Raw genomic sequence first — 18935 nt, forward strand, 5'->3', positions numbered from 1 at the left:
ACTTTTTGTTTAATTGTTTTGCATCAACGTTTCCCTGAGACGTTTCATTTCCATTCTGTCTTGTATAAAACCAAACGAAAATACTAAAAATAAAAGTAGTGCAATGATACCGAGACCCCAGGTAAACCAATTCCCATTATTCCCATTTTTCCACATCTTAAAAAACATCCAAGAAATGGAAAGCCAGGCCAGGGAGTGGGAATAATCAAAAATATATTTTTTTACGATCCAATTTTTAGGGTTTTTAGGAATGGTAAGAGGTCGAAGGCGCACTATATAGTATATGATCGCTATCAAAAATGCAAGAATTGTCCAATAGAGGTATGAAATCCCTATAAAAGTGAGGGCGATATGTAGAATGAATGTAATCATATTATTGCATAAAGCTTCCACCATTTATATCAAAATTACTGCCAGTAGCATATTTCATTGACCCGGTACACAACAACGAAACCATGGGCACAATATCCTTTGGTCGTATCCATTCATGTATAGCCTGTTCGTATTTTATTTGTTCCAATTGTTCTCTATCCATTATTTCCGTTGCCATTTTTGTATATATCCATCCCGGTGCTATGGAAAAACAATGTATATTATTCCTGCCACCTTCCCTGGCAATAGTTTTTGTCAACCCTATTAAACCGCTCTTGGAAGCAGAGTACGCTAAATAATTAATAGTATCCCCGCGAAATGCCGCTCTGGAAGAAATATTTATTATGGTACCTCCGTCTTGTTCTACAAAATGATTGAAGACCATTTTAGCCAAATAGGCTGCAGATCTTAGATTAATATTAATAGTTTCTTCCCAAACATCCAACCAATTAGTATTGTTTTTTAGCGGAGCACCTTTATAAATTCCCGCATTATTTATTAAAACGTTTATTGTGCCTAAATCAGCCGTAACGGAATTAATCAATTTTTCGCAATTATCAGTAGATGCAAGGTCGCATTTGTACAGGTTCGATAATGGTTTTGGGTAAGTTTTGTGCAATGGTAACAGTGGTCCCTTATTCTGGTAATATTGTAAAGCTACACATGCATTTTGTCCAAGCAAAGCTTTTGCTATTTCCAATCCTAGTCCTCCGCTTGCCCCTGTAAGTAAAACTTTTTTTCCCGATAAATTATATTCCATTTGTATAAATATACAAATTAAACTTCTTGAAGTAAATGATTTTAGCCCTGCTTTTTACGCCACTACTCCAAAAAGGTATAATCAGAACAAATCAATATAGACCTTCTGTATTGACAAAATTAATCCCAAAGAAACTGTATGGGTAATCTTGCCTGCGGTTTTTGCCAATCTCTGAGTTCAGCTTCTAAATTTTCTTTTGCTATTTCCAGGTGGTGTCCTTTTACAAGTTTTATCGAGGTATTAAGTTCTTCACCGGTGATCTGTTCAAGGAATTTATAAAAGGGTTGTTTGGTTCTTGGATATTCCGTAATCCTGTATTCTTCGATTTCGGCTTCTGAAGCAGCTTTGTCGATAGCATCCGATAAACTCCCCAGCTGATCTACCAACCCCTTATGAATGGCCTGGGTTCCTGTCCAAACTCGTCCCTGAGCTACTTCATTTACCTGATCTACAGTCATTTTTCTGGCGTCTGCCACACGGGATAAAAAGATATCATATATTTGATCGACTTCGCTCTGGAGTAATTCCTGTTCTACCGGCGAAGAAGGGAAAAAAGGAGTGAATGCGGCGCTTAAATTATTGGTCTTGACTGTATCCATATTAATCCCCAACTTATCTTCCATTAGTTCACTTACTTTTGGAAGTAAAAAGAATACTCCAATGGATCCTGTTATCGTAGAGGGTTCGGATATAATATATTCGCTTCCTGAAGCAATATAATATCCACCGGATGCAGCATAGGTACCCATAGAAGCGATTACGGGTATTCCGTCCTCCTGCAGTAGTTTGAGTTCTCTCCATATTTTTTCTGAGGCCAATGCACTACCTCCGGGAGAATCAATCCGCAGTACAACAGCTTTAATATTTTCATCCCGGCGTATGTCCCGGATCATTTTAACATAGGCTTCACCTGATATACTGCCGTATCTTTCTTCCCCGTCGTGAATTTCACCTTCCGCAAAAACTATTGCAATTTTATCTTTGGCAGAATAATTTTTAGAAAGAGGATCGGACTTATAATAGTCATAAACTGACACTGTATTTATTTTTTCATCTTCATCCAACCCTAATTTATCTCTCATTTTTTCCAAAAATTCATCTTCGTAGCATACTACATCCACAAGATTAAATTCCATTGCTTTCGTGGCATTACGTGCCCCGTATGCATTTATTATTTGCTGAAGTTCGATACTGTCTATAGACCGGTTTTGTTCGATATCATCTAATAATACATTGTACATGGAATTAAGATAAGAACGGGTTTGAAGTTTGTTCGCCTCACTCATTTCAGAAAGTCTGAACGGTTCCGTGGCACTTTTAAACTTACCGGCAAAATATGTTTCAAACTCAATTCCAATTTTATCAGAAAGCGTTTTAAAGTGCGGTACAATGGAAGCCAGTCCTCTTAAATCAATTCCTCCGGTGGGGAATACAGCAATTTCATCTGCCAGCGTAGCTAAGTGGTAAGCTGAAGTAGAATAATAATCACTATATGCGAATACGAATTTGCCCGATTGTTTAAATGTTTTTATCGCTTTTTCCAAAATTTCCCGTTTGGTAAGCCCGATATTTACCTGGGACATATCGAGGTAAATACCCTTTATATCTTTATCGTTACCTGCCCTTTCAATTAATTCAGCATAATCGTGAATACTTAGAATTTCTTCCTGCTCTATAAGTTGTTCGAATCCCTGGACATCCGTATTATTTCTTTTTTCAGGTAATACGCCGGCCAGATTAATAGTTAATACGGAATTCGATGAAACCTTAGGTTTTTCACTTCCTTGTGAATAAAAAGCAGACCCTATTCCTGCTAAAATCAAAAAAAGTAAAAGTACTCCTAAGATTACCCCGAGACAAGATCCTAAAACAGATTGAAAAAATGTTCGCATTGGATTATTTTAAATGAAATGCAATGATACAGATTTTTGCCTGTTTGAATGCAATCTAATAGACCAGATCTGTCTGATTATAGATGAAAATCGGTAATTCTATAATTTATTAACAGGTGGTTGAAATATATTTAGCTTTTTGATTCTGTGGGAAAGTTAATTACACCTGAAGCGGGGTGACATAACTTCCATCTTTACATTCCCGTAATAATGTTTTAATATCTTTTTTTGTAATGGGATCTTTCAAGTCCGGTGCAATCTCAGCCAGGGGTTTGAGGACAAAGTTTCGACGGGCAAAATAAGGGTGGGGAATTTTTAAATTATTCATAGATAAAATTATATCGTTGTAAAATAGGATGTCAATATCTATTTCACGCTCATGCCATTTCGAACGGGCAATCCGACCAATTTTACTTTCAATATCCTTTAATTTAGTTAATAATTCTTGGGGTGGTACCTTGGTTTCAACCCCAATGGCCATATTAATAAACTCATTTTGTTTATCATATCCCCAGGGTTTGGTCTTATAAAACTTTGAGCGGATAATTATTGGTCCAATATCTACTTCAATTGCCTCCAGTGCTTTATTTAAAAATTTCAATCGATCTCCTTCATTGGAACCCAATCCCAGATAAATCATAGAAAACAATAACTTTTACAAATTCGTATCAAATCGTTTATTGATAGCGTCCAAATATTTTTTCATTTCTGTTCTCACTTTTGGCGCTAAAAATAATAACCCAATCATATTGGGAAAAACCATTGCCAGGATCATGGCATCAGAAAATTTAATCACAGCATCAAGTGTGGCTGCCGACCCAATAATGATAAATACTAAAAATAACATTTTATAGGTTAGATCTGATTTTTTGGTTCTTCCAAATAAGAACATCCATGCCTGCAAGCCATAATAAGACCAGGAGAGCATTGTCGATAAGGCAAATAAAAAGATCGCAAAGGTTAAAATATATGAAAATCCAGGGATTTCAGTTTCAAAGGCCAAGGAGGTAAGGTCTACTCCTCCTATACCTTCTCCGGAGCTATTAAGAATGACATTAGAAGCTGAATCCAGTACTCCGTATTCAAATTGACCGTTCATATTGAAAAAGATAATTACCAGAGCGGTCATTGTGCAAATGACGACTGTATCTATAAAGGGCTCTAATAATGAAACGACTCCCTCACTGGCAGGATGCTTTGTTTTTACTGCAGAGTGCACTACCGCGGCAGAACCTACACCTGCTTCATTCGAAAATGCTGCCCGCCGGAAACCTGTAATAATTACCCCAATTAGGCCTCCCAGACCCGCAGAAGGGGTAAAAGCTTCGTCAATAATCAATCCAAAGGCAGGTAGTATGAGTTCGTAATGCATTACAATAATAATTAGACAGGCCAGAACATATAATCCCGCCATAAACGGCACCACTTTTTCGGTCACAGTCCCGATTCTTTTAATACCGCCGATAATTACAATGCCAACAAGAACGGCAATAATAACCCCTAATAAAGTTTTTATAAAATCGGCTTCCAGTCCGAATTGAGTAGTAACCTGTGCTACGGCCTGATTAGCCTGAAAGGCATTCCCTCCTCCAAAAGACGCACCAACGCAAAGGATAGCAAAGAGAACGGCTAAAAACTTCCCAAATTTTTTGAATCCTATTTCATTCATTCCTTTCGTTAAATAATACATCGGGCCTCCATAAACTATTCCGTTTTCCACATCACGGTACTTGACCCCGAGTGTACATTCTACAAACTTGGAAGACATACCCAGTAACCCGGCTATAATCATCCAGAATGTGGCTCCCGGACCACCCATTGCTATTGCTACGGCTACACCCGCAATATTCCCCAATCCCACAGTCCCCGATACTGCAGCTGTAAGGGCTTGAAAATGACTCACTTCACCTTCTCTGCCTTCAACTTTTATAGTATCCGGGATGTCACCGTCTCTGGTAATCAATTCTTCGCTGGGATGCGCTTCTTCCGCTCCTTTTTCTACAAAATCATATTTTCCCTGAACAACCCCAATGGCCAAAGGAAACCTACGGATGTTCACAAACCGGAAATACAAGGTAAAAAATACAGCCCCACCAATTAATAATAGGAGTACAATGGGAACTTGAATGGATGCCGTAATGGGAATGGAAGTCAGGACAAGTGTTTCCCATGCATCCGCCACCGGTGAAAAAATTTCATTAATGCGATCATCAAGACCTTGGGTAAAAGACAGTACCGGGAATAAAAATAGTATGGGGAGTAGAGTAATTCTTTTCATAGTCGTAGTTGATATTTGAAATTAGGGCTTGTTGGAAACAACCAAATAAAATATTTTTCTGAAAGAAATAGTGTTTCCAAGTTAAATGTTATTAGACAAAGTAAATTATTTATATACTCTGTAAATATGCTTAAGAAATCTTATTTATTAAAATAAAATTTACAATTAGCATCTCTATCAAACAAAAATTCTGAATAATTGACTATGAAATACTGAATTTATACAAAATCTAATTTGAAATATTATATAAATGTATTGCTAGCAAACATTTCGAATGTTTTGAAATTCTTCTAAAATAAAGTCTTTTTGATTGACGCTTGATCCTCTTTTAATCTGTTTTTTAAATCTCTTCATATTTAAAAAAAATATATATTATATTTGCGATCGTATGAGACAATACATCGACTTACTGAATCATATTTTAGATAACGGTGATCAAAAATCCGACAGAACAGGCACGGGTACAAAAAGTGTATTTGGATACCAGACTCGTTTTAATTTGGAAAATGGTTTCCCTTTGGTAACGACCAAGAAATTGCATTTGAAGTCCATTATTTATGAACTTCTTTGGTTTTTGAATGGTGATACCAATGTAAAATACTTGCAGGAGAAAGGAGTTCGAATCTGGAATGAATGGGCTGATCAGAATGGAGAGCTGGGACCAGTATATGGTAAACAATGGAGAAGCTGGGCAAAACGGGATGGAAGTACAATTGATCAAATCGCCAGGGCAGTAGATACTATTAAAAGCAACCCGGATAGTCGCAGAATAATTGTGAGTGCATGGAATGTAGGCGAATTGGATGCAATGGCTTTAAGCCCCTGTCATTGTTTATTTCAATTTTATGTAAGTAACGGGAAATTGTCTTGTCAATTGTACCAAAGGTCTGCAGATGCTTTTTTAGGCGTACCCTTTAATATAGCTTCATATGCCTTGCTTACCATGATGATGGCTCAGGTGTGTGAATTGGAATCGGGAGAATTTATTCATACGTTTGGAGATCTTCATTTGTACTCCAATCATATAGAAAAGGCCCGACTGCAAGTTTCCCGAAATCCAAGGCAGCTGCCTCGGATGGAATTAAACCCTAATGTAAATTCAATATTCGACTTTCAATACAAAGATTTTACTTTATACAATTACGATCCACATCCCCATATTAAAGCTAAAGTAGCGGTTTAGATTAGAACAAATCTAAATAGCACATGAAATGAAAAGAGTGTTTGTGAAAAATGGAGTTAATTGTACTTTTGTGAAAGTTTGACGAAACGTTAAAAAAACATTACGAAATAAATAAAAGCTGTTATAGAATGTTTCAATCATTCAGATATATTTTAGGGGTCTTTTTGTGCATGACCTTTGCTCTTAGTCCGCTCGCAGCGCAAGAGGGAGATGTGGATTTGGGAGCCAAGCTCTTCAGGGCCAATTGTAACCAATGCCATAATAAAGACATGAAGAGCGACCTTACAGGTCCAGCTCTTGGGCCCGGTTTGGAGGCATGGGCTGATTATCCGAAAGAAGATTTATACGATTGGATTCGGAATTCTCAAGAATTAATAAGTCAAGGGCATCCCAGGGCTGTGGAAATTTGGAATGAGTATAAACCCACTGTGATGACGCCGAATCCAAATCTGACTGATACGGATATGGAGGCGCTGATTGCATATATAGATGGGGTTTATTCCGGTGCTATCGGAGGTCCTCCTGCGGGAGCCGCGGCAGCTGCCACCGAAGACCAGGCCGCCGACAGTTCAAATGCTACCTATTTGGTATTGGGTATCCTATTTGTTTTGGTCTTGTTGGTCTTCATTCTATGGAATATCCTGGGAAGATTAAAGGAGGTATCTGCAGCCCAGGAAGGAGAAGAGTATCAAAAATCATCGCTTCGGGATTTGTTTTCAAGTAAATCTGCGATAGGATTGTATGTATTGCTAATAATTATCTCCGGGGGGTATTTTACGGTTAACCGCGCTGTAGATTTGAACAGGCAAGAGGATTATCAACCTGATCAGCCGATTAAATTTTCGCATAAGACGCATGCTGGTTTACATCAAATTGATTGTCAATATTGCCATGATGGGGCGAGAAGAAGTAAACATTCGGTTATACCCGCTACGAATACATGTATGAATTGTCATAAAGCGATTCGTAAAGGTTCCACTTATGGAACTGCTGAAATTACCAAGATTTATGCATCAATAGGTTATGATCCTATGAATGACGTATATATAGAAGATTATGGAGATCTTTCTCAGGATTCTGTAAAAGCGATTTATACCGCATGGATCGAAGATCAGTATGTTACTGATCAGGGGCAGATGGATGCACGGGGAGAACAAGTGGTACAGGAACAATGGGAAGGGATTGTTAATGCCCTTACCACGGAGGTAAAACCCCAGGTTCAGGGACCTATCCCATGGGTAAGAATCCATAATTTGCCCGATCATGTCTACTTTAGTCATGAACAACATGTTATGGCGGGAGGCGTAGCCTGCCAGAGTTGTCACGGAGCTGTCGAAGAAATGGATGTAGTTGAGCAGCATTCACCGCTTTCTATGGGTTGGTGTATTAATTGCCACAGGGAAACACAAGTGAATTTTAATAATGAGTATTACGAAATTTATACCCATTATCACGATGAAATTAAAAGTGGTACTCGCTCTGGAGTTACCGTAGAAGATATTGGTGGTACTGAATGTCAAAAGTGTCATTATTAATATTGTATAGAAGAAAAGTGTATCGTTAGTTATAATATAAATTTACTCAAATTATGAGTCTTAAGAATAAAGGTCAGATATGGAACGGTGCTGAAGATTTGAGAGGAGATTCTTCTCTTAAAGAAAAAAAACAAAACGAGTTTTTTAATCTACCGATCCTCAACGACTTATCCAATGAAAATCCTGAGGAAAAAAGGGATGAAGGACCCAATCGAAGGGATTTTTTGAAATATGTAGGTTTTAGTATTGGTGCAGCCGCCGTAGCTGCTAGTTGTGAAACCCCTATTCGAAAGGCAATTCCTTACGTTACCAAGCCGGATGCAATTGTTCCCGGAGTGGCTACATATTATGCTTCCTCTTTTTATAAGAGTGGCTACTTCTGTCCTGTTTTGGTGAAAACAAGAGAAGGAAGACCTATTAAAATTGAAGGAAATACTGTATCTGGTTTTAGTGGGGGAGGGACAAGTGCCAGGGTTCAGGCTTCCGTCCTGGATCTATATGATAGAAGTAGGTATAAAAATCCTTCCAAAAAGGATGGAGCAACAAGGACTAAAATTTCCTGGGATGAATTAGATGAGGAAGTCAAAGGGAAATTAGCTTCCAGTAATTCTATTAGACTAGTGGCTAATTCTATTATAAGTCCATCGTATAAGAGAGCAATTCAGGAATTTCAGGCGAAGTATACATCAGCTGAATTGGTTACCTATGATCCCATATCTTCTTCAGCTATTTTATTGGCCAATGAAAAGGATTTTGGTTCCAGATTTATCCCTGGATATGACTTTTCTAAAGCGGATTTGATTGTCTCATTTGGTGCAGACTTCCTGGGGACGTGGATTTCTCCTGTACAATTTGCGCATCAATATGCTAAAAATCGAAAGATAGATCCCTCAAGAGGAGATACAAAAATGAATAAATTGGTTGCGATTGAATCTAATATGTCTTTGACAGGTTCTAATGCCGATCAAAAAGTCCAAATTAGACCTTCAGAACAAGGATTGGCTATTGCAACACTTTATAATTTTCTCAACGCAGGACCAAGGGTAAACGTCTCCGGAAATTTTGTAAATCCTAAAGCCGAAAAGCAATTACAAAATCTCGCCAATGAGTTAAAGAATTCCAGTAGTTCACTTATAGTCTCTGATTCTAATAATACTTCTGAACAGCAATTGATTAACAGGATTAATCAATCACTTGGAAATTACGAGAAGAGTATTATTACGGCTAATCCGCTTTATGTACGAACCGGTGTCGATAAAGATATCATTGAATTCAAAGAAGATTTGAATAATGGTAAAGTGGATACTGTGATTTTACTCGATGATGCCAATCCCGTATACGATACGCCATGGGGAAAAGAAATGGCAGCCGGACTTGAAGGAGTAAACACAGTTATTTCTTGCAGTTATAGTTTAAGTGAGTCTTCAGAGACTTCTGATTATCAGGCTCCTGTAGATAATTATCTGGAAAGTTGGTCAGATTTGCAACCATCCAGGGATTATCTTGCATTAGTACAACCTACGATAGAGCGTTTATTTGATACCAGGAGTGCAGCTGAAAGTTTGCTGGTTTGGGCTGAAAGTGATATCGCGGAAGACATTAAAAAGGATGGAGATGGTGTAAGAGCGTATTACAATTATATAAAAGAAACATGGGAATCAACTTTTTTCCCTTCGCAAAATGAGTTTGGAGCTTTTCAATCTTTTTGGGAGAATAGTTTGCATAATGGTTTCTTTCAAAATTCAAATATTGCCACAACAGGTCTTTCCTTTATGGGAAGTAATGTGAATGCTGCAGGTATTACAAAGCCTGTTAGCGAAGGAGTGGAACTTAAATTATATGAACCAGTAGGGGTCGGTTCTGGAACTTTTGCCAATAATCCTTGGATACAGGAAATGCCTGATCCTATTACCCGTGTCGTGTGGGATAACGTTTTACACGTTCCTATTGAATGGAATGGTGTTGATGAATTTACAGTGTTTAACGGGCTTGATAAGGATGGTTCACTTGTAAATGTCAATATCGGGGAAACGCTTGTAACCTTGCCGACTGTGCAGCAATTTGGTCAGTATTCGAATACTGTTGCAGCTGCATTAGGGTATGGTAGGAAGGTTTGCGGTAAGGCAGGACAGGATATTGGAAGGGATTTTTACCCGGTTTTACCGGTTGATGGAGAAGGAAACATCCAGTACTTTGTATCCCAGGTAGACGTAAGTGATAAGGTCGGAGAAGAAAAAGATTTTGCTATAGTTCAGTATCATCATACCATGGGTGTGACGGGGCCGGATGAAAGTGAAGGAGGTAAAGAAATTAATGTAGATGAAAAAGCAGTTATGCACTTCTTCACTGGTTTCCAGGGAGGGTTGACTGACCGAACAATAATCCGACATTCAACGATAGATGATTTAGAGGAAAATATTGAAAAACTTAAGGAAGAACGTGCTCATGCCCAACATTTAAATGAGCAAACCTTATATCCCGGACATGATGATCAGTATAGTCAGGGACATCATTGGGGTATGGCGGTTGATCTTACCTCTTGTATTGGTTGTGGTGCTTGTCAGGTAGCTTGTGTAGCTGAAAATAATGTTCCTATAGTTGGAAAACACGAGGTCCATCGTCATCACGAGATGACCTGGTTGAGAATTGATAGGTATTACTATGGGGATGTAGAAAATCCAAATGTTGTTTATCAACCCATGATGTGCCAGCATTGTGACAATGCACCATGTGAGAATGTTTGTCCTGTAGCGGCTACTAACCATAGTTCTGAAGGGTTGAACCAAATGGCTTATAACAGATGTGTGGGAACCCGTTATTGTGCAAATAACTGCCCTTATAAGGTTAGAAGGTTCAACTGGTTGGATTATACAACAGCGGATATATTCCCAGTGAATGAGAATAATCCTATGGATGAGGACGAACCTTTTTACGCGGATAATCTTGTGAGAATGGTTTTGAATCCTGATGTTACTGTACGTTCAAGAGGTGTAATTGAGAAATGCAGTATGTGTGTCCAAAGGATACAAGAAGGAAAATTGAAAGCGAAGGTAGAAGGAAGAGCTTTGAGAGACGGTGAAGTGAAACCTGCCTGTCAAACGGCTTGTCCTACAGGTGGTATCTTATTTGGTGATATGAATGATAAAGATTCTGAATTGAATAAGCGGTTGCAAAGCCCTATGAACTATTACGCTTTAGAAGAAGTAAATACTCGATCTTCTGTAGGATATCAGATGAAAGTCTTGAATAAACCTGCGGAGGAGGAACTAATTGAATCATAAATATTGAAGAATAATTATAAAATATGAGTGCAGTTGTATCACCCATACGGGAACCATTAATTACCGGTTCCAAATCTTATCACGATATCACTGAGGATATTTGTGCACCGTCGGAACGGACGCCCAGTTTGACCTGGGTAATAGCTTTTATTGCTGCAGTTAGTTTTCTGGCATTTGGTGTGTTTAGTATTCTTTGGACTATATGGTTTGGTATTGGAACATGGAATTTGAATAGAACAATTGGTTGGGGATGGGATATTACCAACTTTGTATGGTGGGTTGGTATTGGCCATGCCGGTACATTAATTTCTGCCATATTATTGATATTTAGACAAAAATGGAGAACCGGGGTCAACCGGGCAGCGGAAGCGATGACTATATTTGCTGTAATTTGTGCTGCCTTATTTCCTGGAATTCACGTAGGACGGATGTGGGTAGTTTTCTTTTTCTTCCCCGTTCCAAATACCAGAGGGCCGCTTTGGGTTAATTTTAATTCACCCCTTTTATGGGACTTGTTTGCTATTAGTACGTATTTTACAGTATCACTTTTATTTTGGTATACTGGATTGGTTCCGGATTTTGCAACTTTGCGTGACAGGGCTTCCGGATTACGGAAGAAGTTTTACAACTTATTGTCTTTTGGTTGGACGGGATCTGCAAAACACTGGCAACGATTCGAATCCCTGTCTTTGATACTTGCCGGTTTGGCAACACCTCTTGTATTGTCTGTACATACCATTGTATCTTTTGACTTTGCAACTTCGGTAATTCCGGGATGGCATACAACCATTTTTCCCCCGTATTTTGTAGCCGGTGCGATCTTCTCTGGATTTGCTATGGTACAGACCTTGATGTTGATTACAAGAAAAGTTCTCAAGCTGGAGGATTATATCACTATGGCTCATATTGAGTCTATGAACAAAGTCATTCTACTTACCGGTACAATGGTAGGGGTCGCTTATCTTACAGAATTATTTATTGCCTGGTATTCGGGTTATGTCTACGAGCAGTTTGCTTTCCTTAACAGGGCTTTTGGAATCTATTGGTGGGCATATTTTGCAATGATGACATGTAATGTTTTATCTCCTCAGATCTTTTGGTTTAAGAAGATGAGAAGAAGTATTTTTGTAACTTTTGTAATGTCCATTTTTGTGAATATAGGTATGTGGTTTGAGCGTTTTGTTATTATTGCAACTACGTTGGCCAGGGATTATTTACCTTCCAGTTGGAGTTACTATACTCCTACGTGGGTTGAGATCGGAATTTACCTAGGTACATTCGGAATATTTTTTACTTGTTATTTATTATTTACACGGATAGCGCCAGTAGTGGCTATTGCTGAGGTGAAATCAATTTTAAAGTCTTCTGGGGATCAATACGTAAAACGGAATTCAGAGCATTATAAGGAGGTATTGGGAAAAGAAGTTCACAAACCAGTTGAAGAGCATTCATAATCAATTTGAAATGGCAAAAAAGAATCAAAATTTATTATTTGGATTGTATGATGATGAAGAGGTTTTGCTAAAAGCTGTAAAAGAAGCAAATACTGATCATCTTGATATACACGATGTGTTTTCTCCATTCCCTGTTCATGGATTGGACCCGTTGTTAGGTTTGAGTGAATCAAGGCTACATATTGCAGGTTTTTTCTATGGTGCTATCGGGACATTAACGGCTTTTTTGGGAATGACTTGGATATTTACGAAAGACTGGCCAATGATCATTGGTGGAAAACCTTATTGGTCAGTACCAGCGTTTATTCCTATCACTTTTGAACTTACCGTATTATTTGCTTCGATTGGTATGGTGGTTACATTTTATGCTATTAATGGTATGGGACCTGGTGTGACAAATGAAGTATTGCACAATAGGTTAACCGATGATAAGTTTGCCATTGCGTTTGATGCCGATCATTCAACTGAAGAAGATTTAAAGAAATATAAAGCATTTTTAGAGCGATCAGGTGCTTCTGAAATACAAACGAAAGAAATATAGATGGAGAATTTATATAGTAAATTTGCTTTGACAATTATAGGGGCAGTAGGAATAGCAGCTTTACAAAGTTGTTCACCAGCGGATGGTAATGATCCCGGTAGTGAGTATATGCCCGATATGTTTCATTCAATAGCTTATGAAGCAAACCTGGATGATTATTATTCACTTAATACATGGGGCGATCATAAGGATTATTATAAAATTGCTGAACCAAGAAAACCGGTAGAAGGCACTATCCCTTTTGGTGAATTTGGATTGGTCGATGGAAAATATAGTGCGGAAATGGCGAACCAGGTCTTGAATATCACTCCTAATGGATATGTTCCCTTCCATTTTGAGGACTCAGAAGATGGTCGGTTGGATGCGGCAAATAATTTGCTTAAAAATCCATTCCCGATTACGGAAGAATCCTTAAATACAGGGAAAGGACTGTATACCATTTATTGTGCCACATGTCACGGAGATAAAGGGGATGGTTTGGGATATTTGGTAAGAGACGACGGTGGCGTGTATCCTGTAGCACCTGCTAATTTGATTGATGCCAAATTTGTGGATACCACAGTAGGAGCATTATATTATGCAATTGAATATGGTAAAAATGCTATGGGTTCTTATGCGGATAAATTGTCATATAAAGAACGCTGGGATGTGATTCATTATGTGAGATCCTTACAGAGTGCCGAAGGGGATTTAGAATATTCAGCGGCTAAAAATACTTTTAAGCCGGGTGAAGCGAAAACCGCTAAAGAAATGGAAGAGAGTGGAGGAAGTGAAATGATGATGGGAGATTATCATGTAGAGGAGTCCGAAGGAGAAGGTAGTCATAATGAAGAAGGCCACGAAAGTCACTAATTGAAAATAACAGAGATCTAAAAGATTTACACATAATGAAGGAATTTCAAATATCGGGTAGACAAAAATCTGTACTGTTTGGATTTATGGGGTTAGGGTTGTTATGTATGATAATAACATTTATCATAGATGATGCTTACCAACCCAGGTTTTGGTCCAATTTTTTGATAAATAGCGTGTTCTTTACCGGCATTTCATTTATCGCTTTATTTATTCTTTGCGCAAAAGCAATCGCTTATTCCGGATGGCAAACGGTTTTTAAAAGGCTCTGGGAGGCGTATTCCATGTTTTTGATTGTAGGGTTAGTCCTAATGTTGATTGTAATAATCGGTATTTTCGGAGGTTTTCATCATTTGTACCACTGGACAGATGAACATTCTCTTCAAACGGATAAGATTCTGGCCGGCAAGGCAGGATTTTTGAATCCTTTTATTTATACATTGTTTACAATCGTTATAGTGGGTGTGTGGTATTTCTTTGCCAGAAAAGTTCGATCCCTGTCTATATCTGAAGATCATAATCCGGGAATGACTTTTGATATACATCGAAAGATTAAAAAGTATTCTGCAGCATTTCTTCCCATAGGAGGCTTTACGTCTGCAGCTGTAATTTGGTTGTGGGTAATGTCTGTAGATGCGCATTGGTATAGTACGTTGTTTGCATGGTATGCTACAGCGAGTTGGTTGGTGTCTATGGTGGCACTTACCATATTAATTTTGGCATATTTGAAGTCTTTAGGTTATTTCCAAAATGTAACTAATGAACATTTTCATGACCTTGGAAAATATGTGTTTGGTTTTAGTATTTTCTGGACGTATTTATGGTTTTCCCAGTATATGTTGATATGGTATGGAAACGTAGGAGAGGAGACCATTTATTTCAAAATGCGTCAAACACAATATCCGGCTTTGTTCTACGGTATATTGATAATGAATTTTGTGCTTCCTTTCTTTATATTATTGAGAAATGATACCAAAAGAAAGATGGGAACAATGATAGCTACTTCAATTATTGTCTTGATAGGTCATTGGTTGGATTTCTTTTTAATGATCAAACCAGGAGTTTTACATACCTATCATGAAGTTGCCGGTGGACATGGTGAGAGTCATTCTACTTTGACAAATGGAGAATTAAATGCCAGGTTGGTGGCTGATGCCGCACATGGTGCAGAGCATGCTTCTTCATTTCAAATGGGATTTACAATTCCTGGATTTTTAGAATTTGGAACATTTTTAGGGTTTTTAGCTCTGTTTTTATATTTCACTTTTATTCAATTGAATAAAGCGAATTTGGTGCCTAAAGGGGATCCTTATATTGGCGAGAGTTTACATCACCACGTTTAAAATTTAAAATTAGCTTAGGTCATGACATTATTGATCGGAATATTAATATTTGCGCTTTTTGTAATTGTTGTCATTCAAATTGGTAAGATTACAGAGATCTCCAGAGCGCTTCGAGGAGAGGAAGATTGGAAATGGGCTAGTTCGAAAAGGACAGCAAATTTCTTATTGATTTTTGTAGTTATTTTCATTGTATTGAGTTTTTGGTCGGCCTGGCATTATAAGAATTATATGCTTGGTTATGGTCCACATGTATCTGCATCGGCACATGGCGGGCAGATTGATAGTATTTTCAATATTACTTTATTCTTTACAGGTATTGTATTTGTAGTTACCCAATTTTTGTTGTTCTATTTTGCATGGAAATATAGAGAGCGGAAAGGACAAAAGGCTTCTTTTATTTCCCACGACAACAAATTAGAATTGATTTGGACGGTAGTTCCTTCATTGGTATTGGTCGTATTGGTTTTGAAAGGATTAGTTGCCTGGAATGATATTATGGCCGATGTTGATGAAAGTGAGGACGACTTTATGGAGATTGAAGCTACGGGTATGCAGTTTAACTGGATCATTAGATATCCAGGAGAAGATGATCAATTAGGGACTCGAGATTTCCGGATGATTGATGGTGTGAATCCTTTGGGCCAGGATTGGACAGATCCCAAAAACCTTGATGATTTGCAACCTAGTGAAATTGTACTTCCGGTTGGAAAAAAAGTGAGGGTGCGAATTCTCTCCAGAGATGTATTACACAATTTTTTCCTTCCACATTTTAGATTGAAGATGGACGCTGTGCCTGGGATGCCAACCTATTTTGTTTTCACCCCGGATATGACTACACAGGAGTATCGCCAAAAACTAAGTGAATATCCTGAATATCAGGTTCCGGCAGATCCGGACGATCCTACTGGTCCACAAAAATGGGAAGCTTTCGAATTTGAATTAGCATGTGCAGAATTATGTGGTCAAGGACATTTTTCTATGCGTAAGGTTGTTAGAATTGTTGAAGAGTCTGAATATCAGGCTTGGTTAAGTGAACAAACTCCTTATTATAGATCTTCTATTAGAGGAAAGGATGCAGATCCATTCCAAGGGAAACTTTTTGATTATGAAATTGAGGAGCGCAAGAAGAATTTTGAAAATGAGATGTATGAAGTTTTGTATAAAGATCTGGAAGATACGGAAGAACGAGTTTATGAATTATCAAATGTTCTTTTTCAAACGGGTTCTTCAGAATTGGAAGATATTTCCAGGTACGAATTAGATAATCTGGTATCATTTTTACAAGACAATCCCGAAGTGTCCATTGAAATTCAGGGTCACACGGATAATACAGGAAGTCAGGAAACCAATAATACCTTATCCCAGCAAAGAGCGGATAAAGTATTGAGTTATGTAAAGAATCATGGTATTGGTGCAGGTCAGGTAACAGCTAAAGGATATGGAGCTAGTGACCCTGTAGATACGAATGATACAGAAGAAGGTAGAGCAAATAATCGCAGAGTTGAAATCAAATTTCTGTAATAATACAGCCAAGTAATAATTATGAGTACAGAAGTAAAAAATAAAGAATTAGAAACAATTGAGGTGCAAACCGAAGAATTGATCGAAAAACATGGTTTTGATGACCATTTTCATGATCATCATCATGGAGATAAGTATCAATCTGGTTTTTTCAGTAAGTATGTATTCTCGTTAGATCATAAGATTATTGGTCGACAGTTTCTTATAACCGGAATGATTTGGGCTATAGTGGGAGCGGCCATGTCTGTAATTTTTAGATTACAACTTGGGTTTCCTGAAGCCAATCTTGAATGGTTGCAGCCGCTGTTAGGTAAATGGATAATCGTTGATAATGGTATCGGTACTTTGTCACAGGAATTTTATTATGCATTGGTGACTATGCACGGGACCATTATTGTATTTTTTGTACTAACCGCTGGATTGAGTGGAACCTTTAGTAATTTATTAATCCCCTTGCAAATAGGGGCCAGAGATATGGCATCACCTTTGATGAATATGTTATCCTACTGGTTTTTCTTTTTGGCGAGTTGTGTGATGTTGTTTTCATTGTTTTTAAGTACCGGACCATTTGCCGGTGGATGGGTGGCTTATCCTCCACTTAGTGCATTACCACAGGCTTCTACGGGGTCAGGTGCGGGTATGACTTTATGGTTGGTAAGTTTAGTGCTTTTTGTGGTTTCGACCTTGCTTGGAGGTATTAATTATATAACAACAGTACTTAACCTAAGAACGAAAGGAATGACATTGTGGAAAATGCCTCTTACTATTTGGGCATTTTTTGTGACTGCAATTATAGGCTTATTATCGTTTCCTGTTTTGGTAGCGGGTTTTTTCCTTCTAATGTTTGACAGAAGTTTAGGTACAAGTTTCTACCTGAGTGAAATATTTATAGGAGGTCAGGCCTTAGATCACGTGGGAGGTAGTCCGATTTTATATCAACATTTATTTTGGTTTTTAGGACACCCAGAGGTTTATATTATCATATTACCTGCTATGGGGATAGCATCTGAGGTTTTATCAGTTCATAGTAGAAAACCAATTTTTGGATATCGTGCTATGGTGTACTCCATTATGGCCATTGCTTTTTTATCTTTTATCGTATGGGCACACCATATGTTTATGGCGGGTGTAAATCCTTTTTTATCTAATATCTTTACCATTTTTACATTAATTATTGCTGTTCCATCAGCGGTTAAAGTGTTTAACTGGATAACTACGATCTATAAGGGAAATATTAGGTTCAACAGTGCCTCTTTATTTGCTATTGGTTTTGTTTCAATGTTTATCTCTGGTGGGTTAACGGGGATTTTCCTTGGAAATTCCGTTCTGGATATTCAACTTCACGATACCTATTTCGTTGTGGCGCACTTCCATATAGTGATGGGAGTTTCTGCTTTCTTCGGAATGTTTGCTGGTATTTACCAGTGGTTTCCGAAAATGTTTGGTCGATTTATGAATGAGACGCTTGGTCGGATACATTTCTGGGGGACTATGATTGGAGCATACGTAGTTTTCTGGCCAATGCATTATTTAGGGATGTTTGGTGTACCTAGAAGATACTATAGTTTTGATACATTTGATTCATTTGCAGGTTTTGATGGTATCAATCAATTTGTGACCATTGGTGCAATTATTACTTTCTTCGTTCAATTAATATTTGTTGTTAATTTCTTTTATAGTATTTGGAACGGAAGAAAGATGAAGAGTAAAAATCCATATAAAGCAAATACACTTGAATGGACTACTCCCATCGATACCGGTCACGGAAACTGGCCTGGAAAATTACCTGTTGTAGAGCGGTGGCCGTATGATTACAGTAAAAACGGGGAAGATTACGTACCACAGATTATTCCTTTAAAGGAAGGTGAAGAGGAGCATTAAATTAAGGTTTTGTGTATGTATTTTTTTAAGATAATTACAAGG

The 18935-nt window shown here is 37.9% G+C and carries 14 protein-coding genes; 9 read left to right on the forward strand and 5 right to left on the reverse strand.

The window, feature by feature from the left end; translation table 11 throughout:
• Positions 1–9 precede the first annotated feature (9 nt).
• From LVD47_RS07420 to LVD47_RS07440, 5 genes are all read right to left on the reverse strand, one after another.
• Positions 10–396: a hypothetical protein gene (locus LVD47_RS07420; protein WP_236975191.1), complete on the reverse strand. Its 387-nt coding sequence runs from the start codon at positions 394–396 to the stop codon at positions 10–12.
• Positions 374–1132 (reverse strand): SDR family NAD(P)-dependent oxidoreductase, encoded by a 759-nt coding sequence (locus tag LVD47_RS07425; RefSeq protein WP_236974951.1) that lies wholly within the window; start codon positions 1130–1132, stop codon positions 374–376. The genes LVD47_RS07420 and LVD47_RS07425 overlap by 23 nt, the downstream gene beginning before the upstream one ends.
• Before the next feature lie 119 nt (positions 1133–1251).
• Entirely contained in the window at positions 1252–3024 is a 1773-nt protein-coding gene (sppA, locus tag LVD47_RS07430) for a signal peptide peptidase SppA (RefSeq protein ID WP_236974953.1), read from the reverse strand.
• A 160-nt stretch (positions 3025–3184) separates the two neighbouring features.
• A complete protein-coding gene (gene folK, locus LVD47_RS07435; protein ID WP_236974955.1) occupies positions 3185–3664 on the reverse strand; it encodes a 2-amino-4-hydroxy-6-hydroxymethyldihydropteridine diphosphokinase in 480 nt (159 codons plus the stop codon).
• A gap of 15 nt (positions 3665–3679) precedes the next feature.
• Positions 3680–5302, reverse strand: coding sequence for an alanine/glycine:cation symporter family protein (locus LVD47_RS07440; protein WP_236974957.1), 1623 nt, complete (start codon positions 5300–5302; stop codon positions 3680–3682).
• Positions 5303–5690: 388 nt separating this feature from the next.
• On the opposite strand from LVD47_RS07440, the gene LVD47_RS07445 reads away from it, so the two are divergent.
• The 9 genes from LVD47_RS07445 (at position 5691) to LVD47_RS07485 (ending at position 18893) form a co-directional block, all read left to right on the forward strand.
• Positions 5691–6485: a thymidylate synthase gene (locus LVD47_RS07445; protein WP_236974959.1), complete on the forward strand. Its 795-nt coding sequence runs from the start codon at positions 5691–5693 to the stop codon at positions 6483–6485.
• A gap of 128 nt (positions 6486–6613) precedes the next feature.
• Complete coding sequence (locus LVD47_RS07450; RefSeq protein WP_236974961.1) at positions 6614–8020, forward strand: c-type cytochrome; 1407 nt, start codon at positions 6614–6616, stop codon at positions 8018–8020.
• Positions 8021–8073: 53 nt separating this feature from the next.
• Entirely contained in the window at positions 8074–11301 is a 3228-nt protein-coding gene (locus LVD47_RS07455; protein WP_236974963.1) for a TAT-variant-translocated molybdopterin oxidoreductase, read from the forward strand.
• A 23-nt stretch (positions 11302–11324) separates the two neighbouring features.
• Complete coding sequence (nrfD, locus tag LVD47_RS07460; protein WP_236974965.1) at positions 11325–12755, forward strand: NrfD/PsrC family molybdoenzyme membrane anchor subunit; 1431 nt, start codon at positions 11325–11327, stop codon at positions 12753–12755.
• Positions 12756–12765: 10 nt separating this feature from the next.
• Positions 12766–13296 carry a DUF3341 domain-containing protein gene (locus LVD47_RS07465; RefSeq protein ID WP_236974966.1) on the forward strand — a complete coding sequence of 177 codons (531 nt, stop codon included), beginning with the start codon at positions 12766–12768 and terminating at the stop codon, positions 13294–13296.
• Positions 13297–14148, forward strand: a complete 852-nt coding sequence (locus tag LVD47_RS07470) for a c-type cytochrome (protein WP_236974967.1) — start codon at positions 13297–13299, stop codon at positions 14146–14148. It begins immediately after the preceding gene.
• A gap of 35 nt (positions 14149–14183) precedes the next feature.
• Positions 14184–15491, forward strand: a complete 1308-nt coding sequence (locus LVD47_RS07475; RefSeq protein ID WP_236974968.1) for a hypothetical protein — start codon at positions 14184–14186, stop codon at positions 15489–15491.
• Positions 15492–15512: 21 nt separating this feature from the next.
• Positions 15513–17012 carry an OmpA family protein gene (locus tag LVD47_RS07480; protein ID WP_236974969.1) on the forward strand — a complete coding sequence of 500 codons (1500 nt, stop codon included), beginning with the start codon at positions 15513–15515 and terminating at the stop codon, positions 17010–17012.
• A gap of 21 nt (positions 17013–17033) precedes the next feature.
• Positions 17034–18893, forward strand: coding sequence for a cytochrome c oxidase subunit I (locus tag LVD47_RS07485; RefSeq protein ID WP_236974970.1), 1860 nt, complete (start codon positions 17034–17036; stop codon positions 18891–18893).
• The last annotated feature ends 42 nt before the right edge of the window (positions 18894–18935 follow it).

It is taken from the genome of Membranihabitans maritimus (assembly GCF_021729145.1).
GTDB classification, from domain to species: domain Bacteria; phylum Bacteroidota; class Bacteroidia; order Chitinophagales; family Saprospiraceae; genus Membranihabitans; species Membranihabitans maritimus.